Here is a 26,249-nt window from a genome sequence, read left to right as displayed (position 1 = left end):
AGGTTGAAGGTAGAGGGTAAAAAGGCGTAAGGTTAAAGCGCCCAAACCCTAAACCTCAAACCCTAAACCCTACACCTTATGTTTAGATTAAATTTAAAAATCGCCTTAAGAAACCTCTGGAAGAACAAGGGTTTCACACTGATTAATATTGGTGGCCTGGCCATTGGCTTGGCTTGTTGCTTAATGTTAATGCTTTATGTAAACTACGAGTGGAGTTACGATAAACAGTATAAAAATTTAGATCATATCTATTTCGCTAAATTAAATATAAAATTTAATGGGAATATCGCGAGTACTGGTGCGTTGCCTAATAAACTGGCAGCTGCGGCATTAGAAGAAATACCAGGCATTAAAAATGCTGCAAGGATTGCACACGGAAATGGCAACCGTTTATTTAGTCGCGATCAAAATAAATTCAAACTGAAGGCGGAGTATGTAGATCCATCGTTTATTAAAATATTGAGTTATAATTTTTTAATGGGTAATGCAAATACTGCCTTAAATGATCCAAATTCAATTATTATTACCTCATCAACAGCTAAGAAATTGTTTGGAGATGCAGATCCCATCGGGCAAAGTGTAAAGTGGGATAATCTAAAGGATCTAAAAGTAAGTGCTGTAATTGAAGATATGCCCAAAAACCAAAGCATGCAATTCGAGGTTCTGCATCCCTGGGCATTTTTTGATCAGATAAATCCAAATGATAAAAATAATGGGTGGGGAGGTATAACTTGTTCAACACTATTTGAATTAAGAGATAATGCTTCACTAGAATCCATTAATGGTTTATTGAAGAACTTTATTGTAAATAAAGAACCAGAACTTAAATCTTATCTATATGAACCCTTTTTGTTTCCATTGAAGAAAATTCATCTTTATAATCAATTTGAAAATGGGAAAGTAGTTGGTGGTAAAATAGATGAAGTAAAGTTATTTGCTTTTCTGGCAATCTGTGTTTTGTTTATTGCCTGCATCAATTACATGAATTTATCTACTGCCCGTTCAGAAAAAAGAGCAAGGGAAGTTGGCGTTAGAAAAGCATTAGGTTCTGCAAGAAGTTCATTAATGGGGCAGTTTATGTTAGAGTCTGTATTGCTTTCATTTCTGGCCATGATGATTGCTTTTGCCTTGCTAGAGCTTTCTTTACCTTATTTTAACAATCTATTGGCTATCAATATCCAAATTAATTATGCTTCTGTTTCATTTTGGAGTGTATTAATTGGTGTAGCACTAATAACTGGATTGTTAGCAGGTAGCTATCCGGCTTTCTATTTATCATCATTTATTCCGGTTAAGGTTTTAAAAGGATTTAAGGGAAATACCAGAACCTTATCATTTAGAAGAGTACTGGTGGTTTTGCAGTTCACTTTATCTATTTGTATGATTATTTCGGCAATTGTTATTTATAATCAAATTCAGTTCCTGAAAAATAAACCGCTTGGTTTTGAGCAGAATAATATGGCGCAACTGGATTTAGAAGGAGAATTGAGAAATCCGTCTAAACTAGAATTATTTAAAACCCAACTTAAAAATAGTGGTGCAATTACTTCCGCAACAGAGTTTGCACAACAATTTACAAATGGAGGTTCAATTACTGGTGATATCAGTTGGCCTGGCAAAGCGGCTGATGATAATTCGATAATCAGCTATAGAAGCACAGGATTTGATTTTGCCAATACAATAGGCGCTAAAATTGTTGCTGGCAGAGACTTTTCCCCAAAGTTTACAGCTGATACAAGTACTTCCGTTATGTTAAATGAAACGGCTGTAAAACACATGAATTTAAAAAATCCTGTTGGTACCATTATAACCTGGGGAGATAATTTGCCGTTAAAAGTGGTTGGGGTAATTAAAGATTATTTTAATGAGGATATCGGGAAAAAAGTTGAACCAACCATTTACTATTACAATGTTAAGAAGAGCAATGTTTTATTAATGAGATTAAATGCCAATCAATCTTTAAGCACAAGTGTTGAAAATATCAAAAACATCAGCCAGCAGTTAAATCCTGCTTATCCGGCACAAATTACTTTTGTGAATGATGGTATGGAAGAAAAGTTACAAAGCGAAAGATTGTTAAGCGTACTGTCTAATCTTTTTGGTGGCTTTGCCATTTTTATTTCCTGTTTAGGTTTGTTAGGCCTGGCTTTATATATGGCAGAACAGCGGAGCAAAGAAATCAGTATCAGAAAAGTATTGGGTGCAAACTTAAGAGATATTTTGGTGCTGCTAAACAAAGATTTTATAAGACTGGTTATCATTTCCAATATTATTGCAATTCCGGTGGCCTATATTCTGGTAACCAAATGGCTGGAAAAATATGATTACAAAATCACAATAAGCCCCTGGCCATTTTTACTGGCGCTTTTAGCATCGATAATCATAGCCATTCTAACAGTGAGTTTACAAACCTTTAAAGTGGCAAAAGCAAATGCAATTGATGCGCTTAAATACGAATAAAGGTTGAAGGTTGAGGGTAAAAAGGCGTAAGGTTATTACGCCTAAAAAACCTTCCAACCTTTAACCTTTCAACCTTCAATCTCTAGAATATGTTCAAATTAAACTTAAAAATCGCCTGGCGAAACCTTTGGAAAAACAAAGGTTATACGTTCATCAATATTCTCGGCCTCTCTATCGGGATGGCGAGTTGTATTCTGATTTTCATTTTTATCCGATATCAGATGAGTTTTGATGAGGGTTTTAAAAATGAAGATAGGATTTACCGCGTGGTTTCCAGTTGGGACTATAATGATGGAAATCAATTCTTTTCTCAGGGCGTTCCATTGCCGCTTACACCTGCAATGCGAAATGATTTCTCGCCTTATATTGAGAAAATAGCCGCAATCCAAAACGATGCCGGCTTAATAAAAATTAATGATGCGGCTGGTAAGGAAAAGATAAAAACAATTGAGAATGTTTTTTATGTGGAGCCTGATTTCTTTGAGATTTTTGATTACAACTGGCTATCCGGAAACTATAGTTCATTGGCAAATCCAAGTCATGTGGTGCTTTCTAAAGAGATGGCAACCAGGTTTTTTGGAGATTGGAAAAATGCTTTAGGCAAAAGTTTAAATTTTGATGGTAAAATGAATTATACAGTGAGTGGTGTAATCGATGATATTGCCGAAAACAATTCCGTGCAATTAAAAATTATGCTTCCCTATAAGGCTTTTAAGGATAGAAATATGGCGAATTGGGGTTCTGTTGGTTCAAATTCAGAAAGTTATTTTAAGCTAAAACCAAATGTTAATATCGAAACGCTTAACGGTCCGTTAAAAGCATTTATTAAAAAATATTATGTAGAAGATGCGCCAGGTAAGGAGGGACATCTGTTTCAACCCTTAAGTGATATTCACTATAATGGCAAATTTGGCAATTTCTCTGGCCGGATTATGCCCAAAAAACAACTTTATGGATTGGCTGTGATCGGTTTTTTCCTGATGATTACCGCATCAATAAATTTTATCAATCTTGCTACTGCGCAAGCAGTAAGTCGGTCGAAAGAAGTTGGGGTTCGTAAGGTTATGGGAGGTCTAAGAAGTCAGTTACTTGTACAGTTTTTAACTGAAACGTTAACTATTGTATTTATTTCCCTTTTAATAGGAAGTATTTTAACTGAAATAGCATTGCCTGGCATGCAGAATCTTTTCAATTCCAAAATTTCGTTCAGCATTTTCCAGCACCCGATTATTCTGGTGTTCATGTTATTGCTGGTTGTTTTTGTAAGCTTATTGGCAGGTTTTTATCCCGCTATTATTATGTCGGGTTTTAATCCTGCCTTGGCCATCAAAAACAAAATCTCAGCAAATACCGGAGGATTAGGCTTAAGAAAGATCTTAGTTGTGGTTCAGTTTGCCATTACGGTAACTTTAATTATCGGGACGCTCGTCATTCTTCAGCAGATGAAATACGTCAGAGAGCAACCTTTAGGTTTTAACCCCTCGGCAATTGCAATGGTAGATTTACCAAATGATAGTCTTACCACACAACGTTTTGCCACTTTTAAAACGCAATTAAAGCAAATTCCTGGGGTTGAAGGAGTGAGTTTTTGTAGAACTGCCCCATCTTCACAAAATAATAATGGAAACAGTTTTTCATACAACGGAGGAAAAGATGTCGATTTTCAGGTAAACACCAAAAATGCTGATGAAGATTATCTTAAAACTTTTGATTTAAAACTCGTAGCGGGCAGAAATTTAGTTAAATCAGATACCACAAACGAATATATGGTCAACGAAACCCTATTGCGAAAACTCAACATTAGAAATCCAAACGAAGCAATAGGAAAAATGATTTCTATGGGCGGAATGAAAGCACCAATTGTTGGGGTAATTCAGGATTTTAAGAATAAAAGCCTCCATGAAGCAATCGATCCGATTTTAATAGGCTCACTTAAACCTAGATTTTTTTATGCAGCTATAAAATTAAATTCAAAACAGCTATTGGGAACAATGAAAACAGTAAAGAAAATCTGGGAAGTAACTTTTCCTGAATCTGTTTACAATGAATCATTTTTAGATGATGAAATCAATAACTATTATCAAGGCGAGAAAATTATGGGAACACTTTTCAAAGTCTTCGCCATTGTAATTATTTTCATTTCTTTCATTGGTTTATTCGGATTGATCTCTTTTGTTGCCACACAAAGAACCAAAGAAGTTGCCATTAGAAAAGTTTTAGGTGCATCAACAATTGAACTGGTAAAAATGCTCAACGGCTCTTTTTTGCTGATGGTGTTTATTGCCAATTTAGTCGCCTGGCCTTTAGCTTATCTGTTCGTTTCGAAATGGCTTGAGGGTTTTGCCTATCGGATAAACATCAGTATTTGGCCCTTCATATTAGCTATGGCCATTTCAATGATAATTACTTTAGTTACAGTGAGTATTCGTTCTTACAAAGCTGCGAAAGCTAACACTGTTGATGCACTTAAATACGAATAAAATGGTTCAAGGTTTAAGGTAAAGGGCGTAAGGTTAATACGCCTAAACCTTTAACCTTATACCCTAAACCTTACACCTTATATGTTTAGATTAAACTTAAAAATCGCCTTGCGAAACCTTTGGAAAAATAAAGGTTATACGCTTATTAATATTCTTGGCCTGTCGATAGGAATGGCCAGTTGTATCCTCATTTTTATTTTTGTCCGCTACCAGATGAGTTACGATACGGGTTATAAAAACGGAGACAGGATTTACCGTATTGTTTCCAATTGGAAAGCCACCACCGGTGATGATTTTTCACAGGGTGTACCCATTCCATTGGCGGGGGCAGCACGGAATGATTTTGCCGGATTGGAAAAAGTGGCAGCCATACAACGGAGCGTAGGGATTATCAGGGTCAAAGACAATGCCGGTAACGATGTAATAAAAACAGATGAAAGGGTGTATTATACGCAGCCCGATTTTTTTGAAATATTCGATATTCCTTGGTTATATGGCAAACCTGCACAGGCGCTTGCCGAACCCAATACCGTTGCTTTAAATGAAAGTACGGCGAAAAAGTATTTCGGTTCAACCGAAAAGGCCATCGGTAAAAGCATTCTTTTTTCTAACAATATCCATTTAAAGGTTACAGGCGTATTTAAAGATATGCCCGAAAATAGCAGTCTGCCTCTAAAAATAGTAGTTAGTTATACAACCTATTACAGAAAAGACAGTAAAAGCTGGGGTTCGGTAGGCTCAAGCTCCGAATGTTATGTACTGCTTAAAAAGGGTATGCAAATCAGCGATCTTGCTGGGCCGATGCAACAGTTTAATAAAAAATATTATAAGGAAGAAAGTGGCGGAGAGGGGCAACAATACCATTCTTTTCAGGCCTTAAAAGAGGTGCATTTCGATGAGCGTTATGGCAATTATGCCAATACCACCATAGCCAAAAAAGAAATTTACGGCCTGGCCGTTATCGGTTTGTTCCTGATCATAACTGCCTGCATAAATTTTATTAATCTGGCTACGGCACAGGCGGTAAACCGCTCTAAAGAAGTTGGCGTACGTAAGGTAATGGGTGGTTTGCGCAAACAACTGGTGGTACAGTTTTTAACCGAAACATTTACTATTACATTTATAGCATTGCTTATAGCCTGTGTGCTAACAGAAATTGCGCTACCACAAGTGCAGAACCTGTTTAAGGCCAATATCTCGTTTAGTTTGTTCCAGTACCCGATAATTTTTGTGTTTTTGGTGGTATTGGTGTTGGCGGTAAGTTTATTGGCAGGCTTTTATCCGGCCATGATTATGTCGGGGTTTAGTCCGGCTTTGGCTATAAAAAATAAGGTTTCGGTAAATTCGGGCAGTTTAAGCCTGCGTAAAATTTTGGTGGTGGTCCAATTTGCCATAACCATAGTACTCATTATTGGCACGTTGGTTATTATAAAACAAATGAACTATGTGCGGGAGAAACCTTTAGGCTTTAATACCAATGCCATTGCCATGGTTTATATTCCCAACGATAGTTTGAGTCTCATTAAACTCAACACGTTCAGAGAAAGAATTTTACGGGTATCCGGCGTACAAAATATGAGCTATTGCCAAATTGCACCGCTATCGGGCGATGTAAGTGAAAATTCTTTTGAATATAATGGTAAGCTAAACAAGGATTTCCAGGTTCGTACTTCTGCGGCCGACGAAAACTATTTTAAACTTTTCGACCTGCAATTAATAACCGGAAAAATATACTTGAAAAGCGATACCGCAAATGGATATGTGGTAAATGAAACCTTTTTAAAGAAAATGAATATTTCCAATCCGCAGGAAGTGATAGGAAAAACATTGGAGCACAGTGGCCGAAAAGCCCTTATTATGGGCGTGGTTAAAGATTTTAACGATAAATCGCTAAAAGAAAGTATATCGCCATTGGTCATTTATCCGAAAAAGGACGACTATTATAATGCCGCCATTAAGATGGATAGTAAACAAATGATGCCCGCAATGAAAAAGATAGAAGCATTATGGAACAGCACCTTTCCCGATTACGTGTACAGTGCTTCTTTAGTAAACGATGATATTAATAGCTATTATGAGGCCGAACAAATAACTGGCGTGTTATTTCGTGTTTTTGCCGGGGTTATCATGTTTATTTCCTTTATCGGTTTGTTTGGTTTAATTTCTTTTGTTACAACGCAACGTACCAAAGAAGTGGCCATCAGGAAAGTGTTGGGCGCATCAACAGTTGAATTGGTAAAAATGCTCAACGGTTCGTTTTTGCTGATGGTTTTTATCGCAAATTTAGTGGCTTGGCCATTAGCCTATCTTTTTGTATCGAAATGGCTGGAGGGGTTTACCTACCGGATAAATTTAAGCATTTGGCCGTTCGCTTTAGCCATGCTTATTTCCATGCTGATTACTTTGGTTACGGTAAGTATTCGTTCTTATAAAGCCGCAGTTGCCAACACCATTGATGCACTTAAATATGAATAAAAGACCCACCCAACCTCCCCCGGAGGGGAGGAGTAGCAAGGCGCAAAAATATAGATGACAATGACATCAGAAGAAATTAAATTTTTAATCACTAACAAAAAGTCCTCCCCTTTGGGGAGGATTTAGGAGGGGCCAATGTTTAAATTAAACTTAAAAATCGCTTTACGAAACCTGTTTAAAAACAAGGTTTATGCAGCCATTAATATTGGTGGTTTAGCATTGGGCTTAACTGCCTTTGTATTGATGCTCTTATACATCAATCATGAAGAAAGTTATGATACCTGGTCACCGGATTTAAAAAATGTTTATCAAATCAGAGAGAAGCATGCTTTCTTTACACCTGATAATAAGGAACATTGGAATGAAATATCCAATAGTAGAATTGCCAATTTAATCAGAACTAAGTTGCCTCAGGCAATTGCGGTAACCAAAGTAGATAATGATTGGGATTTTATTAAGGGCTATTCATTAAAAATTGATGATGCCAACCCCGTTATGATGCCTAAAATTAAAGATTCGGATAGTAGTTTCTTTAAAGTATTTCCTTACCGGTTTTTGCAGGGAAGTGAAGATAAAGCATTAGAAAATCCCAAATCTATCGTATTAAAAGAAAGTCTGGCCATTCAACTTTTCGGAACAACGAAAGTACTTGGTAAAACCATAAAAGTTATCCGTTGGAGAAGTGATGAAGGTACCTCATTAACGGTAACGGGTGTTGTAGCTGAACCAAAATATCCTCAGAGTGTAAGTTTTAATGCTATAACAAGAACAGGAGATAGAGATAAAGATCCGGAAAATCCAACAAACAACAATTATTGTTTGGTTTATACAAAACTTAATAAATCGAGCGATACGCTTGTGTTAAATCAAACCTTGCAAAAAATGTACGTAGACTTTAAAAAAAATCTACTTAGCAGCCAAAAAAAGAGTTACAATGATATTTATAAAGATGGCAGGTTGCCTGGTTTAAAGGTTATTCCTGTTAAAGAGGTACATGCAAACCCACCTTACGCAATGAGCTGGTTTGAAAAATTGAAACCGGTTATTGCAATTTCTGCATTTTTATTATTGGTGTCGGTTATAAACTTCATCAATCTGGCAACAGCCCAATCTGTTCAAAGAGCAAAAGAAGTTGGCGTTAAAAAGGTACTTGGTTCGCATAAAACGCAACTAACCTGGCAGTTTTTAATCGAATCTGCGCTTCAAAGTGTTATTTCACTTTTTCTTTGCATTATCTTAATTGAAGTTGTATTGCCTGCCTTTAATAATCAGTTCAAAGTAGATTTAAGTTTCTGGCACAATGCGCAACTATTTGCCATGGTTGTACAGTTGTTTGGATTATTTGTTTTCGTAACATTACTTGCTGGTTTCTATCCGGCCTGGATTTTATCAAATTATAACCCGGTTTCTGTACTTAAAGGCAATTATGAAAATGGTTTGCGGGGCATCGCTTTGCGCAATGTTTTAGTGGTTTTTCAGTTCGTAATTTCCGTTACGTTTATTATTTCAATTGGCGTTATGCAAATGCAGTCCCAATATATGAGTAATAAAGATTTAGGATTTGAAAGAGGAAATTTAATAAACATAAAATCGAATTACGAAGATAACTTTGCCGAGCGTTTAAAGAAAATTCCGGGTGTAGAGTATGTTGCCACAACCACTCAGGTAATGGGTAATACATTTAATGTACCTGAAGAAGTGAAATACAAAGGTAACGCAATAAATTTAAATACTGTTACTGTTACTATGGATGCCTTGCCGGCATTAGGAGTTAAGGTATTACAGGGCAGAATTTTCAGTAAAGAATATAAGCAGGATACCATTAATACGGTTGTTTTAAATGAAGCAGCGGCAAATCTATTTGGTAAAAATATCATCGGCCAAACCTATGGAAAAGTAGATTGGGAAGGGAAAACTAATATTTTCCAAATCGTTGGCATTATCAAAAACTATCATAATGAAGGTTTTGATAAATCGGTTTTGCCAACAGTTTATAAAGTAACTGGCCTAGGTGGAACTTCAAATACAAACAATTTATTGGTTCGGTTTAACACCTCAAAATACAACGATGTAATTGGGAAAATTGAAAAGGAATGGAAAGCATTGTACCCTAATTATCCAATGGAATATACATCATTAGATGATGCATTCTCGAAAAGTTTAGAAGATAATAACCGGTTTGTAAATATGATCATTCTATTTAGTGTAGTCTCTGTTTCCTTATCATTACTCGGTTTATTTGCCTTATCAACTTTTGTGGCAAAGCGTAGAACAAAGGAAATAGCAGTTAGAAAAGTGCTTGGCGCATCTAATCTGCAAATTGTAAACCTGCTTAATAAATCTTTTCTGATTCTGGTCATTGTGGCCAATCTGATCAGTTGGCCAATCGCTTACATTCTCATAAAGAAATGGCTTGAGGGCTTTGCTTACCGAATTGATATGCCTGTTCTTCCATTTATTGCGGCAACCATTATTTCTATAATTATTGCTGTTTTAACAGTAAGCATTCAAGCCCGAAAAGCTGCTGTAAGCGATCCAGTAAATGCACTTAAATATGAATAAATAATGGTGGGAAGGCAGATCGTATTAAGGTTTAAGCGCCCGAACCTTCAACCTTCTGCCTTTTTACCCTCAACCTTAAAAAAAATGATAGAATTAAAAAACATCGAAAAATACTATGCCAACAAAGGCATTAAACATTATGTTTTACGCCATGTAACCACAACAATTAAACAAGGGGAATTTGTTTCCATAATGGGGCCATCGGGCGCTGGGAAATCTACCTTGCTTAATATTTTGGGGATGTTGGAAGAACCAACCTATGGCACCTACGAATTTTTCGGGGAAGATGTAACCACGTTAAATGAACGTAAGCGCATTGAGCTTTATCGCAATCATATCGGCTTTGTGTTTCAGGCTTACCATTTAATTGATGAGATGACTGTTTACGAAAATATTGAAGCGCCATTGCTTTACAAAAAAGTAGGAAGTTCCGAGCGTGCAAGTAGAATCGCTAATTTGTTGGATCGTTTTAATATTGTCGCTAAAAAAGACCTGTTCCCCAATCAGCTTTCGGGTGGACAACAGCAATTGGTAGGCATAGCAAGAGCATTGGCAGCACAACCAAGCGTCATTTTAGCTGATGAACCTACGGGTAATCTGCAATCAACCCAGGCTGAAGAGATTATGCAGCTCTTTAAAAAGCTAAACCAGGAAGATGGAATTACCATCATTCAGGTAACACACTCCGAAAAAAATGCAGAATACGGAAACAGGATTTTGCACATTGCTGATGGCGTGGTGAAGGAAGATGTACTGGTAAGATAGAAGGTTTTAAGGAAGAAAGCTTAGGTGGTCAAGTCATCATCCTTCCATCCCTCAACCTTAAACCTTACCTTTGCCTGATGCAAAAATCTTTTACCGATCAAATGGGAAGGGAGTTAACCATTAATTTCCCACCGAAAAGAATAATTTCTGTTGTACCCTCGCAAACAGAATTGCTTTTCGATTTGGGCTTAGATCAAGAAATTATCGGTTTAACTAAGTTTTGTATCCATCCGATAGAAAAATTTGCGGAGCGAACCAAAGTTGGCGGTACTAAAAAATTGAACATCGATTTAATTAAGGATTTGAAGTCCGATTTAATCATTGGTAACAAAGAAGAAAATACACAGCGAGATATTGAAGAATTAGCAGCATATTTCCCGGTTTGGATGAGTGATATTTATACCCTGAACGATGCCATGAAAACGATCAGTCAAATAGGGGGGCTGGTAGATCGGGAACCGGAAGCCAGCTATTTAAATCATTTAATTTCAGCCGGATTTAATGATTTGAAAACATTGGCACTTCAGCATCACATCGATAAAAAAGTAGCTTACCTCATTTGGCGCAAACCTTATATGGCGGCAGGGAAAAATACTTTTATTGATGATGTTTTGCTCATGAACGGAATGACCAACGTGATCAAACAAGATCGTTATCCAGAAATTACGCTTGATAAACTGAAAACTTTAAACTGCGATTTGATTCTGCTCTCTTCCGAGCCTTATCCTTTTAATGAAAAACACATCGAAGAAATAAAAGCAGTTATACCCAATGCAAAAATAATGTTGGTTGATGGCGAAATGTTCAGTTGGTATGGCAGCAGACTGGTTAAAGCGGTCCAATATTTTTTTGAGTTTCAAAAAGAACTTTATTGAGTATTTGGTGTTGACTCTTTGTAGATTATTTACAAAACCATCTTATTTAAATTTATGAAAAGAATATTGATATTATCGTTGTTTATAGCTGTAATTTCCAGTTGTAGCTCAATGAGAAATACCGCCGAAGGCGAAGCTATTTCTCTTACCGGAAGGATTGAAAAGTTAGGTGTAACCACTTATCAATACGGAACGCACGTTATAAATGCTAATGGTAAACCTTACGTTTTAAAAAGTTCGGCGGTTATTTTAGATACTTACGTAGATAAACAGGTAACCTTACGTGGTGTAAAAGTAGCTGGCTATCCAATTGAAGGCGGACCAGAGCTGATAGAAGTTTCTGAAGTGATCATGAAATAACTGCAATTGCGATTGGTTTGAATTTTTGGGAATAACCCCAGAGATGAAACAGATTATTTTCAAATAATTTTCTGTGTATTCCGTGTTTCCGTGGCAAAAATCTTCCTTTAAATATTTAATTGATCTCATCCCATCAGGAACACTGATCTAAAAATGAAATAACTGCAATTACGATCGGTTTGAATTTTTGGAAATAACCTCAGAAATGAGACAGATTATTTTCAAATAATTTTCTGTGTATTCCGTGTTTCCGTGGCAAAAATCTTCCTTTAAATTGATTTCATCCCATCAGCAACACTGATCTAAAAATGAAATGACTGTAAAGTACGATTGGTTTGAATTTTTGGAAATAACGCCAGAAATGAGATGTGTTATTTTCAAATAATTTTTCCGTGTATTCCGTGTTTCCGTGGCAAAAATCTTCCTTTAAATATTAATTGATCTCATCCCATCAGGAACACTGATCTAAAAATGAAATGACTGCAATTAGGATTGGTTTTGAATTTTGGGAATAACGCCAGAAATGAAACAGATTATTTTCAAATAATTTTCTGTGTATTCCGTGTTTCCGTGGCAAAAACCTTCATGTACATATCTAATTGATTTCATCCCATCGGGAACACCGATCGCAATCCTTAAACCGGTAAACAAGACAAAATCCATAGAAAAGAAGAGAGGAAAAACTTTATGGCAATTGTTTTTTGAAAATTTTATAAATTTTTTCTCGTTTAAAATTAGCTACTTAGCTTTTTTGATAAAAAATATTTAATAATTTACGGCATATATCTTTTGAATATTCAATCTAGTTTCTATCTTTGCAGTCCTTAATAAATCCTAACTGCGGAAGTGGCGTAATTGGTAGCCGCACCAGACTTAGGATCTGGCGCTTCACGGCGTGGGGGTTCGAGTCCCTTCTTCCGCACAACAAGATAAAGGCCGTTTCGATTTAAAAATCGGAACGGTTTTGTTTTTAAAAACATTGATTAAATAAAATAGGTGTGTTATTTGAAGCTTAACATTAGTCTCATATCTCACATCTCAATACTCAAATCTAAAAGATGAATATTACACAGGAAAAAACCGGCAACTTAAATGCTGTTGTAAAAATCAAAATCGCACCTGCTGATTATAGTGGAAAAGTAGAAAAAGCCATTAAAGACCAGGCTAAAAAAGCTCAACTACCTGGTTTCCGTAAAGGAATGGTTCCTCCAGCTCATATCAAAAAAATGTATGGTAAAAGTATTTTGGTAGAAGAGGTTAACAACTTGTTGAACGATACTTTATCTAATTACATCGCAGAACAAAAATTAGAAATTTTAGGTCAGCCACTTCCACAAATGGATGATGCCCGTGAATTTAAATGGGATAACACAGATGAATTTGAGTTTGATTATGAATTGGGTTTAGCGCCTGCTTTTGAAGTGAACATTTCATCTAAAGATAAATTTACACAGTACGTTGTTAAGGCCGATCAGGAAACTTTAGAAAGCCGTATCAAAAACATCCGTCGTAGCTATGGTAAAATGACTAATCCGGAGGTTTCTGCTGCTGATGATGTTTTATATGTAGAGCTTACGCAATTATCTCCTGATGGTTCTGTTTTTGAAGGTGGAATTACCAGCACTGCAACTGTTCGTTTAGATCAGATTAAAGATAAAAAAATCCTTAAATCACTGATCGGTTTAAAGAAAGATGATGAAGTAACCATCGATATTCAAAAAGCGTTAGAAGATGCTGCTGTAATTGCAAAAGCTTTAAACATTTCAGAAGAGGATGCTGCTGAATTGAAATCAAACTTCAAACTAGTGGTTAAAAATGTAAACCGTTTGGAAGAAGCAGATTTAAATCAGGAGTTTTTTGATAAATTATTTGGCGAAGGTACTGTAACTGATGAAGCCGGTTTTAGAGCCAAAATTCAGGAAGAAGTAGAAAGCATGTTTACTCAGGATGCTGAACGTAAATTATCAAATGATATTTATGAACAACTTTTGGCTAAACATAACTTCGAATTGCCAGATGAATTTTTACGCCGTTGGTTAAAAGCAACAAACGAAAAATTAACTGATGAAGAATTGGTTGAAGGTTATGACGATTTTGCTAAAAACCTTAAATGGACTTTAATTGAAAACAAAATCATTAAAGATAACAGCATCGAGATCAAATACGAGGATGTAGTTCAAGCTGCAAAAGCTAAGTTGGATGCACAATTCAGAATGTACAGCCCAAGCCCGCTTCCTGAAGATCAACTGGCACAATATGCAGTTCAATTCTTACAAGAGAAAGAAAATGCTAATCGTACTTTTGAAGAGGTAAAAGCTTTAAAAACTTTCGAACAAATCAAATCTATTGTTACTTTAGAACAAAAAGATATTGATTACGATAAGTTTGTGGCGTTAGAGAAGTAAGCGTTTGGCGTAAGGTGTTAAAATGATTGTCCGATTGCATATTTAGCAATGGCTTAATTTAATTTCAATCACTCGAGTTTTGGCAGTTATGAATTGAATTAACTGATAAATTACTGGATATAGCTGACCGATTGTCAGTTGATAAAAAATATAGATTTGCAGAGCAGCTCAATGGGGCTGCTCTTAGCATATCTAATAACCTTGCAGCAGGTTCAGGTTCTGTTTCTAATAAGGAATTTGCTCATTATCTGAATATTGCACATCGTTCTGCATTTGAGAATGCAAATATTTTAGTAGTTTTAGAACGAATAAAATATATTCTGACATAGAATTGAATGATTATCTGGAAGAATTAGATAAATTGGCACGGAAATTAACCAACTTCAGAAAATATTTATTAAAATAACTCGCGTATTTGGTTTAAGCTGTTAACGCTTATCGCAAAGCGCCAAACTCATAACTATGAACATAGATTCACAAGAATTCAGAAAATTTGCCGTTAAACATCAGGGGATTGGCGGTTTACATGTAGATAAATTTATTGCTCAGGCTAATTTGAGCCCTCAAAGCATGACGCCATATATTATTGAAGAACGCCAGTTGAACGTGGCTCAAATGGATGTTTTTTCGAGATTAATGATGGACCGTATTATCTTTTTGGGTGATGCGATTTACGATCAGAATGCAAACATCATTCAAGCACAATTGTTGTTTTTACAATCAACAGATGCTGATAGAGACATTCAGATTTATATCAACTCTCCAGGTGGTTCAGTATATGCTGGTTTAGGTATTTATGATACCATGCAATATATTCAGCCGGATGTGGCTACAATTTGTACGGGTATGGCAGCATCAATGGGAGCAGTTTTACTGGTTGCCGGTGCCAAAGGAAAACGTGCAGCATTACCTCACTCAAGAGTAATGATTCACCAACCATCAGGGGGCGCACAAGGTGTTGCATCTGATATGGAGATCAACTTGAGAGAAATGTTGAAATTGAAAAAAGAACTATACGATATTATTTCAGAGCACTCTGGTCAAACTTTTGATTGGGTAGAGAAAGCTTCAGATCGCGATTACTGGATGACTGCCGATGAGGCAAAAGGATTTGGTATGGTTGATGAAGTTTTATCGAGAAATGTAAAGAAAGATGGCGAAACAAAATAAAGAATCCCGTTGCTCATTCTGCCATTCTGGCAAGCATGAAACTTTAATGTTAATTGAAGGCATGGATGCATTTATCTGCGATAAATGTGTAACCCAGGCCAATCAGTTGCTTGCACAAGAATTAGGTACGAAAAATACCAAAAATATCCAGGCCGCAATATCATTGCTTAAGCCGCTGGAAATTAAGCAGCATTTAGATCAATATGTAATTGGTCAGGATGATGCAAAAAAGGTATTGTCAGTTGCAGTATACAACCACTACAAACGTTTAAATCAAAAAGTTGATAAGGACGAGATTGAGATTGAAAAATCAAACATTATGTTGGTTGGTGAAACCGGAACAGGAAAAACACTTTTAGCTAAAACAATTGCAAAAATATTGCATGTGCCATTTTGTATTTGTGATGCAACAGTTTTAACGGAAGCAGGTTATGTAGGAGAGGATGTTGAAAGTATTTTAACACGTTTGCTTCAGGCCGCTGATTATGATGTTGCTGCTGCGGAAAGAGGTATTGTATATATTGATGAGGTAGATAAAGTTGCACGTAAAAGCGACAACCCATCAATTACCCGTGATGTATCTGGCGAAGGTGTTCAGCAAGCTTTATTGAAAATTTTAGAAGGTACAGTTGTGAATGTTCCACCTCAGGGAGGACGTAAGCATCCGGATCAAAAAATGATTCCGGTAAACACCAATAATATTTTGTTTATCTGTGGTGGTGCCTTTGATGGTATAGAGCGTAAAATCGCGAATCGTCTGCGTACGCAAGCTGTTGGTTACAAAGTAAAGAAAGATGAGACCGTTTTGGATCTTAAAAATCTTTATAAGTATATCACTCCTCAGGATTTAAAATCTTTCGGTTTAATTCCCGAACTAATTGGTCGTATTCCGGTTCTTTCGCATTTAAACCCATTAGATAAAGAATCGTTAAGAAACATTTTAACAGCACCTAAAAATTCATTGATTAAACAATACGTTAAGCTTTTTGCTTACGAGGATGTGAACCTGATTTTTGAAGATGATGTTTTGAATTTCATTGTAGATAAGGCAATGGAGTATAAATTAGGCGCTCGTGGTTTAAGATCAATTTGTGAAGCAATTATGCTTGATGCAATGTTCGATACACCAACCCAGACGGATGTCAAGGAATTGCACATCACGCTCGATTATGCGATAGAAAAATTTGAAAAGGCTGACTTTAAGAAATTACAAGCCGCTTAAAAAAATCAAATCCTCTCGCGAAAGCGGGGGGATTTTTTGTAAATACGCTTAGCGCTTGGCGCTCGGCGCTAAACTTATTATTATGAACGAAGAAAAAGACGTAAAAAAGGATGACGCTATTGTTGAGAAAGCAAAAAAAGTAAAAGAAGTGGAAAGTCCGGTTAAATCCGGATTAAAGTCTAAAGATGAAATTGTTAAAAATTGGTTGCCACGATATACCGGAAGGCCATTGGATCAGTTCGGCGATTATATTCTCCTTACCAATTTCAGTAAGTATCTCGCCATGTTTTCTGAATGGAATGAGAATGCACCAATTATGGGTTTGGACAAACCCATGCAAAGTGTTACTGCAAATGGAATAACCATAATCAATTTTGGGATGGGAAGTCCGCTCGCTGCTACCATGATGGATTTATTAACAGCCATTAAACCAAAAGCAGTTTTATTTTTGGGAAAATGCGGTGGTTTAAAAAAGAAAAACCAACTGGGCGACCTCATTTTGCCAATCGCGGCCATCAGGGGTGAAGGAACATCAAATGATTATTTACCTGCTGAGGTACCTGCGTTACCGGCATTTGCTTTACAAAAAGCAATTTCGACCACTATTCGTGATCATGGCAGAGATTATTGGACCGGAACCTGTTATACTACAAACAGAAGAGTTTGGGAGCACGATAAAGAGTTTAAAAAATACCTTAAAACTTTAAGGGCAATGGCTGTGGATATGGAAACAGCTACCATTTTTACTACTGCCTTTGCCAATAAAATTCCTACTGGCGCATTGCTTTTAGTGTCCGATCAACCAATGATTCCGGAAGGCGTAAAAACTGCAGAAAGCGATAGCAGTGTAACTGAAAAATATGTAGAAACACATTTAAGAATAGGTATAGATTCATTGAAGCAATTAATCAACAATGGATTGACTGTTAAACACCTATTGTTTTAAGGTGGAATAAAGTTCTTTTCCTGATGGTCGTTACTCTGAATTCATTTCAGGGTCTTATGCTAAAATGCATGTGAAAGTGTAATATTCGATGAAAATTCAGCGTAACGACCACCAGGAAAACTATGCAGTAAAGCCAGGTAAATATCCATGTAATACCAGCTCACCTTCATTTTTTATAGCATAGTTACATCGATTATGTAACAAAACTATTCTATCAGAAATACCTAAGATTGACTTATAATAATGATCGGTAATAATAAAGCCTTTGGAAATTTTTACCTGATTAATATGGCTTTTCAATTCTTCAACAAACAAAGGAGATAATTGTGAAAAAGGCTCATCCAAAAGTACATACTGGTTGTCGCTATAAATCATTAACAAGCATTCTATAAATCTACGCTCTCCTCCAGATAATTCATGAAATTTGGTGTTTAAATATTTGGAAATGAGATCTATTTTAAGAAGCGCCGCCCGATTTTTTGGGCAGAGTAAATCAATGGCAATAGAAACCTTAATTTGATCTGGCACTAAATCTTCTTGTGGTAAATAAGATAGATTTTTAGATTGGTAACCCTTCTTGTATACCTTGTCATTGATGTTTAAATATTTGAAATTCGGTTTAATACTCCCGAAGATAATTTTTAATAAAGTAGATTTTCCACAGCCATTTCTACCTAATAGTCCAGTAACTTCTCCGATTTTGCAATTAATGTAAACGCTGCTGAGAATCTCTCTTTCGCCAAACCAATGGTTTACGCTATCTATAAAAAGTTCTGGCATAGAAATATGAAGAATAAGATCATGCTGAAAATAATCCAGTCATATAAAATGATATTTCGAAGTATTGATCTAAAACCCATTCCTTGATTTTTAAAGAAATAAGCTGTTGAGCGATAAAACATGAAATAAATACCGATAGAAGATACCCAACCGGTAAATTTGATAAATAACGATAAGGAATAAAGATCTGTCATTGCAAATCCTTTCAAAACAAAAAGATAAGACGTTAGAATGCTAACCAATATATTCCAGAAAAATATAGGCTTATAGATAAGAAAAGACTTCTTTAAAAGACCAATTGACATTAGTTAAATATAGAAAATCAAAACTTAAAAAATCTTTATTAACGAAAAAAGGATCGACATTGGTCAATCCTTTTTCTATACTGGTAAATTTTAATTATCCTAAATAAGATTTTAAAATTTTACTTCTTGAAGTATGACGTAAACGCTGAAGCGCTTTATCTTTAATTTGCCTTACACGTTCACGAGTCAGGTTGAATTTCTCACCAATTTCTTCCAATGATAATGGGTGGTTTGATCCTAAACCGAAGAATAAAACGATGATTTCTCTTTCTCTTTCTGTTAATGTAGATAAAGAACGTTTAATCTCTTCAGATAATGATTCGTTGATCAGTGAACTGTCTGTGTTAGGTTCATGGTTTTCCAATACATCCAACAATGTATTTTCTTCCCCTTGAACAAAAGGTGCATCCATTGATACGTGACGGCCAGAGTTACTTAGAGTGTCAGAAATCTTATCAACAGTGGTTTCTAAAATATCTGCCAATTCTTCTGGTGAAGGTTCACGTTCATACTCTTGCTCTAATTTAGAGAAAGCCTTACTGATTTTACTTAATGAACCTACCTGGTTTAACGGTAAACGTACAATACGGCTTTGCTCAGCAATAGCTTGCAAAATAGATTGACGAATCCACCAAACGGCATAAGAAATGAATTTAAAACCTTTTGTTTCATCAAAACGTTTTGCAGCTTTGATCAAACCTAAGTTACCTTCATTAATTAAATCACCTAAAGTTAAACCCTGATTTTGATATTGTTTTGCAACAGATACTACGAAACGTAAGTTGGTTTTTGTAAGTCGCTCTAATGCAGCCTGATCACCTTCACGAATCTTTCTTGCTAAAATTACTTCTTCCTCTGCTGTTATTAAATCTACTTTACCAATTTCGTGTAAGTACTTATCTAATGATTGGCTTTCGCGGTTGGTAATGGATTGCGTTATCTTGAGTTGTCTCATTTATACGTTTTGTGTGCTCTTTAATTATTGAGTGTGCAAAGTTACGAAATTGTATAGCAATCCGAAAGGATAAAATACTGAAAATGTTGCTGTTTGCACAAGTTTTTTACAGTTTTACTTACAACAAAAATCATTCCAATAAAGTTTTTGTCATTATTTTTTAGTTGTTGACCATTACTGCTGATTTCCGTATTTTTTTATTGTAAATCAGTAAATATATTGTGTTTTACAATAATTAATTTTCTATGTTGTTCAGTAAATTATTGAAAAATTATGACGTTTCTTAAATTTTCATTATTCAAGCAGAGAAACAAAAGTTTAAATTATTCCACGATCTGAACCTGCGAATTTTTGTCAGGTCTAACATATTTGTGCTAAATAGGTGTTTTGCTAACTGACTTACGAAGTTTTAAAGGGTAAGTAAGGGATAACTTCGTCAGTTTGGCAAGACCGATAAATGCTTTGCATGAGTGATCTAAACCTGAATAAAAAAATACCTTTATGTTGCAGCAACCCTGAATAATCTGTCATGCTAAGGCACGAAGTATTCAGTACCTATGAAACAGATGCTTCGTACCTCAGCATGACAGCAAGTTTCAAAACCTCCCGCATTTTACCCTAAGGTTAAAACCACAACCGAATAACTCCCTCTCTTCAAGGAGAGGGACAGTACTAAAACGAGTTTCACTACTGCCATTGATAGGGAGAGGCTAAAACAAAAAAACTTCAGCTTGCACCGAAAGGTTTAATACTGTATTTTAACCCTAAGTCGCTTTTCAAATTAAAGATTTACCACCTAAGACATCTGAAAAGCACCTAAGTCTTGCCATATTTGGCTGAAGTTTTCTAAGATGTCTTAGGTGGTAAAAAACAAAAAAAGATTTATTACTAAATAAAGTTTTTAACCAATAAACATTTTACCCTGGTAATCTAAACCTGATATAAATTTAAATATTTACCACCTAAGACACCTGAGAACACCTAAGTTTTTTACAACATTATCTCGGGTATCTTAGGTGGTAAAAAATAAAAAAAAACGATTTATGCTAAATAAAGTTTTTAACCAATAAACGTTTTATCCTGGTGGTTTAACAGTATGACAGCAGGTTTCAAAACCTCCTGCATTTTCCCCTAAGGTTAAAACCACAACCGGATAATTCCCTCTCTTCAAGGAGAGGGACAGTACTACAACGAGTTTCACTACTGCCATTGATAGGGAGAGGCTAAAAGAAAAAAACCTTTCAGCTTGCACCGAAAGGTTTTATATATTGTATAATACGTTGGGTTTTTAACCTTAAACCTTCCGCCTTCTACCTTTTTTTAGTTAGCCAAAACCTTAGTCACTAAATCAGCAGCTTCTTTTAAGGCAATCGCAGAGTAAACTTTAAGTCCCGATTCATCAATTAATTTCTTAGCTTCTTCAGCGTTTGTACCTTGTAAGCGGCAGATAATTGGTACAGGGATGTTTCCAATTTCTTTGTAAGCATCGATAACTCCTTGAGCCACACGATCACAACGAACAATCCCACCGAAAATATTGATTAAGATCGCTTTAACATTAGGGTCTTTCAAAATGATGTTGAAAGCAGCCTTAACCGTTTGAGCATTTGCAGTTCCACCAACATCTAAGAAGTTAGCAGGCTCACCACCAGCTAATTTAATGATATCCATGGTAGCCATCGCTAAACCAGCACCGTTAACCATACAACCTACATTACCATCAAGGTTAACGAAGTTTAAGTTACTCGCACTTGCCTCAACTTCCATTGGATCTTCCTCCGTAACATCACGCATTGCTGCATAATCCGGGTGGCGGAATAAGCCATTTTCATCTAAATTAACTTTAGCATCAACAGCGATCACTTTATCGTCAGATGTTTTTAACACCGGATTGATTTCGAACATAGAAGAGTCGGTAGCTTCATAAGCTTTGTATAAAGCCGTTACAAATTTAACCATCTCTTTAAAAGCATTGCCGCTAACACCTAAGTTAAAAGCAATTTTACGAGCCTGGAAACCTTGCAAACCAACTTTAGGATCGATTTCTTCTTTAAAAATTAAGTGTGGAGTATGTTCAGCAACTTCTTCAATGTCCATACCGCCTTCAGTACTGTACATAATAATGTTGCGACCTTTTGCACGATCTAACAATACAGAAATGTAGAATTCTTTAGTTTCAGAGGCACCCGGATAGTAAACATCCTGCGCAACTAAAACCTTGTTCACCAATTTACCTTCTGGTCCGGTTTGAGGAGTAACCAATTGCATTCCAATAATATCGGTTGCACGTTGTTTAACTTCATCAAGGTTTTTGGCTAATTTAACGCCACCGCCTTTACCGCGACCACCAGCGTGGATTTGCGCTTTAATTACAACCCAATCAGAATTATAATCAGTTTTCAATTGCTTTGCAGCCTCAACAGCTTGCTCTGGCGTATCGGCAACAATTCCTTCTTGAACGTTAACACCGAAACTTTTTAATATTTGTTTACCCTGGTATTCGTGAATATTCATTTGCTACAAAATTTGCCCAAAGCTACAATTCTAAAGCCTTTAAACAAATAGTAATTGCCGATTTTTTCAGAAAATGAACGTTTTATGTTAATCGGGAAAAGCAGCCCCGCTTTCACTGCAATCTTTTTTAAACAGGCTCTGTAATGCTGAGGTACGAAGCTTCTGTTTCATCGGTTTCAGATCCTTCGTGCCTCAGGATTGCAGAAAATTAGCGGTAGTAATTTAAAAAAGTATTTCCGTTCAATCGGGTTTAATTAACAAAGCCTATTGTTCTTGGCAAATTGGTCCCCGGCAAATTTTAACCTTAAATAATAACTAGCTTCCAGCAAACGGGGTTCCAAAAATACCTACAGCCAATTCTGCCCAGACCAGAAAAGTTACAATTAAGATGATCACAAGTAAAACAGTTCTTGAAATGTTCGTTTTTACATTTCTAATTACAAGTTCTATTGCTAAACCTGTTGTTAACAATAAAATTCCTGCAGCTACAAAATCGATCAGTGTCCATTTTACTTGATTTATAAACTGCATGGCAATTAGTGGAATGCTTAAAATAACAGCGATGGTAACTAAAATTATGCTAATTCTTAATTTAGCATGGTTATTTGTTTCTTTATTTTTCATCATTTATTTTATTTATTGTTGTTTTATTTTGTTGCAAGGGATAGAAATGTTAGGTTCTTTTTAAATTTAAAAACGAGTAATATCAATAAAAGCAGTAGATAAAGATTTGGCTCATCCATTCTTTGCGTTTCTTCATCAGGGTCGAGATTTTTGTTCCCCGATAAAATTTGGGCTTGTTTTTGTTTTAAGGCCATTTTTTGTGCCTCATTTTCAACAACTAAATAAGATGTTGTTGGAGATAGAATGCCACTTATTATACTTTGCTTAATCATATTTAAATGATTTTCATTAGAAAAAGACTTATTTATAAAACCATTAAACCACATGCCTTGTAAATTAAGTCCGGCAGCCCATGTTTTTTGCTTTTCTACTGCAAAATCATTTTCAATTAATTTCGAATTAATTGCAATTGATGCCTGATCATCATTAGAGAGATAGCAATGATAATTTGTTTTATTTTTCCATACCCTGGTACCATGATTGGTAATTTTAGATACTTTTTCAATCCGATTTTTTGGATTGTTTTCTAAAGAATGACTCCACAAATTATTTTCTCTGTCAAGTTCATAAAAGAAGTTCGATTCAGGAAAAGCCAATTTAAAATCAGCAAAGTTTTGTGTTAAAATTCCAATTTTTGAATCATCAGAAACAATGATCATTACCGGAAAAGTATTATTATTAGTATTATAATGCTGCGCTAAAATCTTTTTTATAGCACCTTCTACATAAAAACCTCCATTGAAATCTTGTTCAACCAGTTCATTTTTCCATTTCGAATGGTATGGTATTTCATTTAACAAGGCATTGACAAAATCTATTTTAATTTGATCAGATTTTATTCCCTTTGTTTTAATAAACTGCGTTATCCGATTGTAATAATTTTCTTTATGACGCTCTTGCCCTTGCGATACATCTATTAAAAAATGGTATTGAGGAATTCTTTTAACAAGTTTTAATTTGGCTTTTTCACGAGCAGGAATATAAGTGGTGCCATTTATCGATTCGATTTTACCAGCCGCAATTTGAAGCTTGTTACCAAGATCAATTGATTTATCATCAATTTTGAAGGTAATTGGCTCTTTATGGATCAGCTCTATTCCACTTTTTCTGATTTCTTTTGAGCCAAATGGAAATATTTTAAAAGCGACATCATTTCCACTTAAATAATATAAAATACCCGGATCGCGATTTTCATTTCTAATTTGAGAGAACACCCAAAGTGCCGATTTTTTTTCTGCCAGAATTCCGTATTCTTTTCTATTGCCAATGTTTAAATAATAATTGCTAACCCAACATCCATTGGGCAAATTAAAAACGGTTTCGTAACTATCCAGATCTTCATCACTAGGGTTTGTAAGTTCTAAATCGATTATACTTCTCCACACTTTTTCATGGGAATCAAATTTACTTGTCGCCTTTATTTTTGAAATTTTAGCACGATTTGAAAAAGAGCGGGATTGCGGTTCGAGCTCATTTTTATAGCCTCCAAAAACTTCTTCTAGTTTGGTTATCTTTTGGTCAGATAAAACCATGTTATCTAAAACTAACCAATTATAGTATGGTGTTAAAAAGGGCGTATTTTGATTGTCAGAAATGCGTCTTTTAGTCTTGTTTTGTTTAATGACCTCAAGCGTTTTAAATAACGATTTAACATCAATTCTGTAATCTTTTGAGTAATCCGGACTGTAAATATATTCTAACGCATTGTTAAGAACAAGCTTATCCTTCCAGTAGGAAACGGTTATAAATATTGGTAAAACTAAAAACGCAACGGTTCCGATCGTTTTAAGCTTAAATGCCGAATTGCTTTGCTTTAAATTATGATACTCTTTATGCAAATCATTGGTTTGGAGCGTAAATAATGCCAATGGTGTAAGCATTAAAAAACCAATTCCCATGGCAATTACAGCAACTATGGCCAGTGGTAAAAATGGTGCAAATACAAAGAAAAAGTATAACGTATTAGGATAACAGGCAAGGAGGGCATAAAACCTGAAAAGACGAAAATTTTCATTTTTGATTTTATATAAACAGATCAGAATGCCATTAAAAACAGTAACAATGTAAAACCACGCATTGCTGAAATTCCCAAAAGGTTCGTTTCCAACTCCGTATTTTATTTTAAAAACGCTATTGTTAATTAGTAAACCTAAAATCGGAAACACAATACAGATCACTATTTTGAGGTAAATTTTGAACTTTAAAAGTGTTGAAGAAGTTTTAGTTGTTAAAATATAAAACCCACGGCAAATAAAGAATAGAAAAAGTATTGATGCCGATAGAAATAAAACGATTAAAACATGTGTGCTAAAATTGCTTTCTGTGTTTTGCCAAAGTGGTAAAACGACTTGAATAAATATATATCCTAGTAATGGAATGCAAATGCCATATAAAAAACTAAGTCCTGCCGATGTAGTATTACTTTTTCTGCTAGATAAAACAACTAAAATAAATAGTGAATGGATTAGGGAAGACATTAAAAATGTTCCTGAATAATAAAAAGGATCAATGTTAATCATCCAGCGTGGAACAGAAAATGGAATTAAATATTCACTGTTCTGCCCAAAAAAATAAATTATTACGCTGTAAATAATTAATGTAAATACAGCGTAATAGCCAGAAATATTTAGGTCTTTTATAATACAAAATACGGTATAAATAATTTGTAGAATAGTTGCCACAATTAAACAAATGGAAAAATCCTTCCACATCGTTAAAGCATTTTTGTCCAATAAACTTTCAATGACGTTCAATTGGCCGTAGAGCAATGCAATTAATATGATTGAGGGAATAATATTAATAGCTATAATCCATTTAGGGTTAAGCAAATTTTTCATTTTTTGCGTGTTTTTTTAGTAATTGATCGAGGATTTTGTACATCAGAACCAGAAAAAATAAATAAATAAATGTGCCCTCAACTTGATGAAATACAGAATTGTAAGATTTTGCAGAGAAGAGCGATTTATTAATGATTACAGATGAAACTATTCTGGAGGTATTTACAAATAGAGTTAGTGCCCAACTAAAGATTGTTGAAACGGACAATATAAACCAGATTGACCACCTGTTTTTGAAATATTTAGCGCCTAGGTAATACATCATCGTAAAACTTAAAAGCATGAAATTGTATCCTGAGCAAGCCTTTTCGATCGTGATATTTAAATCATGGTAGAAGTAACCATATCCATGAACATAAGCGCTTTTAGTTCCAAGCATTAAGGAAACCAAGAAATTAGTAGGCGCAAGTACAAACAGAAGTTGTTCTGTGCTTAAAAAAGTATAAGCCATTTTCAGCATCATGAATATTAGAATTCCAATTCCTAAAAGGATAATATTGTTGGTGATTTTCAT

General features: G+C 35.3%; 18 protein-coding genes and 1 tRNA gene. 13 read left to right on the top strand and 6 right to left on the bottom strand.

Features of this window, described 5'->3' with window-relative positions:
* Nucleotides 1-78: 78 nt before the first annotated feature.
* From DU508_RS05110 to DU508_RS05050, 13 genes are all read left to right on the top strand, one after another.
* Nucleotides 79-2,460 (top strand): ABC transporter permease, encoded by a 2,382-nt coding sequence (locus tag DU508_RS05110; protein WP_115401721.1) that lies wholly within the window; start codon nucleotides 79-81, stop codon nucleotides 2,458-2,460.
* 89 nt (nucleotides 2,461-2,549) lie between these two features.
* The gene (locus tag DU508_RS05105; RefSeq protein WP_115401720.1) at nucleotides 2,550-4,940 is read left to right on the top strand and encodes an ABC transporter permease; all 2,391 of its coding nucleotides are present in this window, start codon (nucleotides 2,550-2,552) and stop codon (nucleotides 4,938-4,940) included.
* An 81-nt stretch (nucleotides 4,941-5,021) separates the two neighbouring features.
* A complete protein-coding gene (locus DU508_RS05100) occupies nucleotides 5,022-7,415 on the top strand; it encodes an ABC transporter permease (RefSeq protein WP_115401719.1) in 2,394 nt (797 codons plus the stop codon).
* Nucleotides 7,416-7,550: 135 nt separating this feature from the next.
* Nucleotides 7,551-9,977: an ABC transporter permease gene (locus DU508_RS05095; RefSeq protein ID WP_115401718.1), complete on the top strand. Its 2,427-nt coding sequence runs from the start codon at nucleotides 7,551-7,553 to the stop codon at nucleotides 9,975-9,977.
* A gap of 84 nt (nucleotides 9,978-10,061) precedes the next feature.
* Nucleotides 10,062-10,742, top strand: a complete 681-nt coding sequence (locus DU508_RS05090; protein ID WP_115401830.1) for an ABC transporter ATP-binding protein — start codon at nucleotides 10,062-10,064, stop codon at nucleotides 10,740-10,742.
* 77 nt (nucleotides 10,743-10,819) lie between these two features.
* Nucleotides 10,820-11,617, top strand: coding sequence for a helical backbone metal receptor (locus DU508_RS05085; protein ID WP_115401717.1), 798 nt, complete (start codon nucleotides 10,820-10,822; stop codon nucleotides 11,615-11,617).
* A 54-nt stretch (nucleotides 11,618-11,671) separates the two neighbouring features.
* Nucleotides 11,672-11,977, top strand: coding sequence for a hypothetical protein (locus DU508_RS05080; protein ID WP_147273589.1), 306 nt, complete (start codon nucleotides 11,672-11,674; stop codon nucleotides 11,975-11,977).
* 840 nt (nucleotides 11,978-12,817) lie between these two features.
* A tRNA-Leu gene (locus DU508_RS05075) sits at nucleotides 12,818-12,899 on the top strand.
* Nucleotides 12,900-13,035: 136 nt separating this feature from the next.
* Complete coding sequence (tig, locus tag DU508_RS05070) at nucleotides 13,036-14,382, top strand: trigger factor (RefSeq protein WP_115401715.1); 1,347 nt, start codon at nucleotides 13,036-13,038, stop codon at nucleotides 14,380-14,382.
* A 92-nt stretch (nucleotides 14,383-14,474) separates the two neighbouring features.
* Nucleotides 14,475-14,711: a four helix bundle protein gene (locus tag DU508_RS05065; RefSeq protein WP_115401714.1), complete on the top strand. Its 237-nt coding sequence runs from the start codon at nucleotides 14,475-14,477 to the stop codon at nucleotides 14,709-14,711.
* Nucleotides 14,712-14,844: 133 nt separating this feature from the next.
* Complete coding sequence (gene clpP / locus DU508_RS05060; protein WP_115401713.1) at nucleotides 14,845-15,552, top strand: ATP-dependent Clp endopeptidase proteolytic subunit ClpP; 708 nt, start codon at nucleotides 14,845-14,847, stop codon at nucleotides 15,550-15,552.
* Nucleotides 15,536-16,774 carry an ATP-dependent Clp protease ATP-binding subunit ClpX gene (gene clpX, locus DU508_RS05055; protein ID WP_115401712.1) on the top strand — a complete coding sequence of 413 codons (1,239 nt, stop codon included), beginning with the start codon at nucleotides 15,536-15,538 and terminating at the stop codon, nucleotides 16,772-16,774. The genes clpP and clpX overlap by 17 nt, the downstream gene beginning before the upstream one ends.
* Nucleotides 16,775-16,856: 82 nt before the next feature.
* A complete protein-coding gene (locus DU508_RS05050; protein ID WP_199562643.1) occupies nucleotides 16,857-17,720 on the top strand; it encodes an AMP nucleosidase in 864 nt (287 codons plus the stop codon).
* A gap of 120 nt (nucleotides 17,721-17,840) precedes the next feature.
* Here the strand turns inward: DU508_RS05050 and DU508_RS05045 are convergent, their stop codons facing one another.
* The 6 genes from DU508_RS05045 to xrtK all read right to left on the bottom strand — a co-directional run bounded on the left by DU508_RS05045 (nucleotide 17,841) and on the right by xrtK (nucleotide 26,249).
* A complete protein-coding gene (locus DU508_RS05045; protein WP_115401711.1) occupies nucleotides 17,841-18,500 on the bottom strand; it encodes an ATP-binding cassette domain-containing protein in 660 nt (219 codons plus the stop codon).
* A gap of 399 nt (nucleotides 18,501-18,899) precedes the next feature.
* A complete protein-coding gene (locus DU508_RS05035; protein ID WP_010601359.1) occupies nucleotides 18,900-19,760 on the bottom strand; it encodes a sigma-70 family RNA polymerase sigma factor in 861 nt (286 codons plus the stop codon).
* Nucleotides 19,761-21,080: 1,320 nt separating this feature from the next.
* Nucleotides 21,081-22,274: an ADP-forming succinate--CoA ligase subunit beta gene (gene sucC, locus DU508_RS05030; protein WP_115401709.1), complete on the bottom strand. Its 1,194-nt coding sequence runs from the start codon at nucleotides 22,272-22,274 to the stop codon at nucleotides 21,081-21,083.
* 315 nt (nucleotides 22,275-22,589) lie between these two features.
* A complete protein-coding gene (locus tag DU508_RS05025) occupies nucleotides 22,590-22,901 on the bottom strand; it encodes a hypothetical protein (protein ID WP_233509395.1) in 312 nt (103 codons plus the stop codon).
* Between the two features lie 20 nt (nucleotides 22,902-22,921).
* A complete protein-coding gene (locus DU508_RS05020; protein WP_115401707.1) occupies nucleotides 22,922-25,735 on the bottom strand; it encodes an MSEP-CTERM sorting domain-containing protein in 2,814 nt (937 codons plus the stop codon).
* Nucleotides 25,719-26,249, bottom strand: a complete 531-nt coding sequence (gene xrtK, locus DU508_RS05015; RefSeq protein WP_115401706.1) for an exosortase K — start codon at nucleotides 26,247-26,249, stop codon at nucleotides 25,719-25,721. Before xrtK ends, DU508_RS05020 begins: the two co-directional genes overlap by 17 nt.

The sequence above is a fragment of the Pedobacter chinensis genome, assembly GCF_003339865.1.
GTDB classification, from domain to species: domain Bacteria; phylum Bacteroidota; class Bacteroidia; order Sphingobacteriales; family Sphingobacteriaceae; genus Pedobacter; species Pedobacter chinensis.
Note: the sequence above shows the minus strand (reverse complement) of the source record. Positions and strands in the feature narration are given on the sequence as shown.

Excerpts from the sequence above, each read along its gene's own strand:
- DU508_RS05110 (WP_115401721.1), top strand. The coding sequence starts at position 79 with ATGTTTAGATTAAATTTAAAAATCGCCTTAAGAAACCTCTGGAAGAAC.
- DU508_RS05105 (WP_115401720.1), top strand. The coding sequence starts at position 2,550 with ATGTTCAAATTAAACTTAAAAATCGCCTGGCGAAACCTTTGGAAAAAC.
- DU508_RS05100 (WP_115401719.1), top strand. The coding sequence starts at position 5,022 with ATGTTTAGATTAAACTTAAAAATCGCCTTGCGAAACCTTTGGAAAAAT.
- DU508_RS05095 (WP_115401718.1), top strand. The coding sequence starts at position 7,551 with ATGTTTAAATTAAACTTAAAAATCGCTTTACGAAACCTGTTTAAAAAC.
- DU508_RS05090 (WP_115401830.1), top strand. The coding sequence starts at position 10,062 with ATGATAGAATTAAAAAACATCGAAAAATACTATGCCAACAAAGGCATT.
- DU508_RS05085 (WP_115401717.1), top strand. The coding sequence starts at position 10,820 with ATGCAAAAATCTTTTACCGATCAAATGGGAAGGGAGTTAACCATTAAT.
- DU508_RS05080 (WP_147273589.1), top strand. The coding sequence starts at position 11,672 with ATGAAAAGAATATTGATATTATCGTTGTTTATAGCTGTAATTTCCAGT.
- tig (WP_115401715.1), top strand. The coding sequence starts at position 13,036 with ATGAATATTACACAGGAAAAAACCGGCAACTTAAATGCTGTTGTAAAA.
- clpP (WP_115401713.1), top strand. The coding sequence starts at position 14,845 with ATGAACATAGATTCACAAGAATTCAGAAAATTTGCCGTTAAACATCAG.
- clpX (WP_115401712.1), top strand. The coding sequence starts at position 15,536 with ATGGCGAAACAAAATAAAGAATCCCGTTGCTCATTCTGCCATTCTGGC.
- DU508_RS05050 (WP_199562643.1), top strand. The coding sequence starts at position 16,857 with ATGAACGAAGAAAAAGACGTAAAAAAGGATGACGCTATTGTTGAGAAA.
- DU508_RS05045 (WP_115401711.1), bottom strand. The coding sequence starts at position 18,500 with ATGCCAGAACTTTTTATAGATAGCGTAAACCATTGGTTTGGCGAAAGA.
- DU508_RS05035 (WP_010601359.1), bottom strand. The coding sequence starts at position 19,760 with ATGAGACAACTCAAGATAACGCAATCCATTACCAACCGCGAAAGCCAA.
- sucC (WP_115401709.1), bottom strand. The coding sequence starts at position 22,274 with ATGAATATTCACGAATACCAGGGTAAACAAATATTAAAAAGTTTCGGT.
- DU508_RS05025 (WP_233509395.1), bottom strand. The coding sequence starts at position 22,901 with ATGATGAAAAATAAAGAAACAAATAACCATGCTAAATTAAGAATTAGC.
- DU508_RS05020 (WP_115401707.1), bottom strand. The coding sequence starts at position 25,735 with ATGAAAAATTTGCTTAACCCTAAATGGATTATAGCTATTAATATTATT.
- xrtK (WP_115401706.1), bottom strand. The coding sequence starts at position 26,249 with ATGAAAATCACCAACAATATTATCCTTTTAGGAATTGGAATTCTAATA.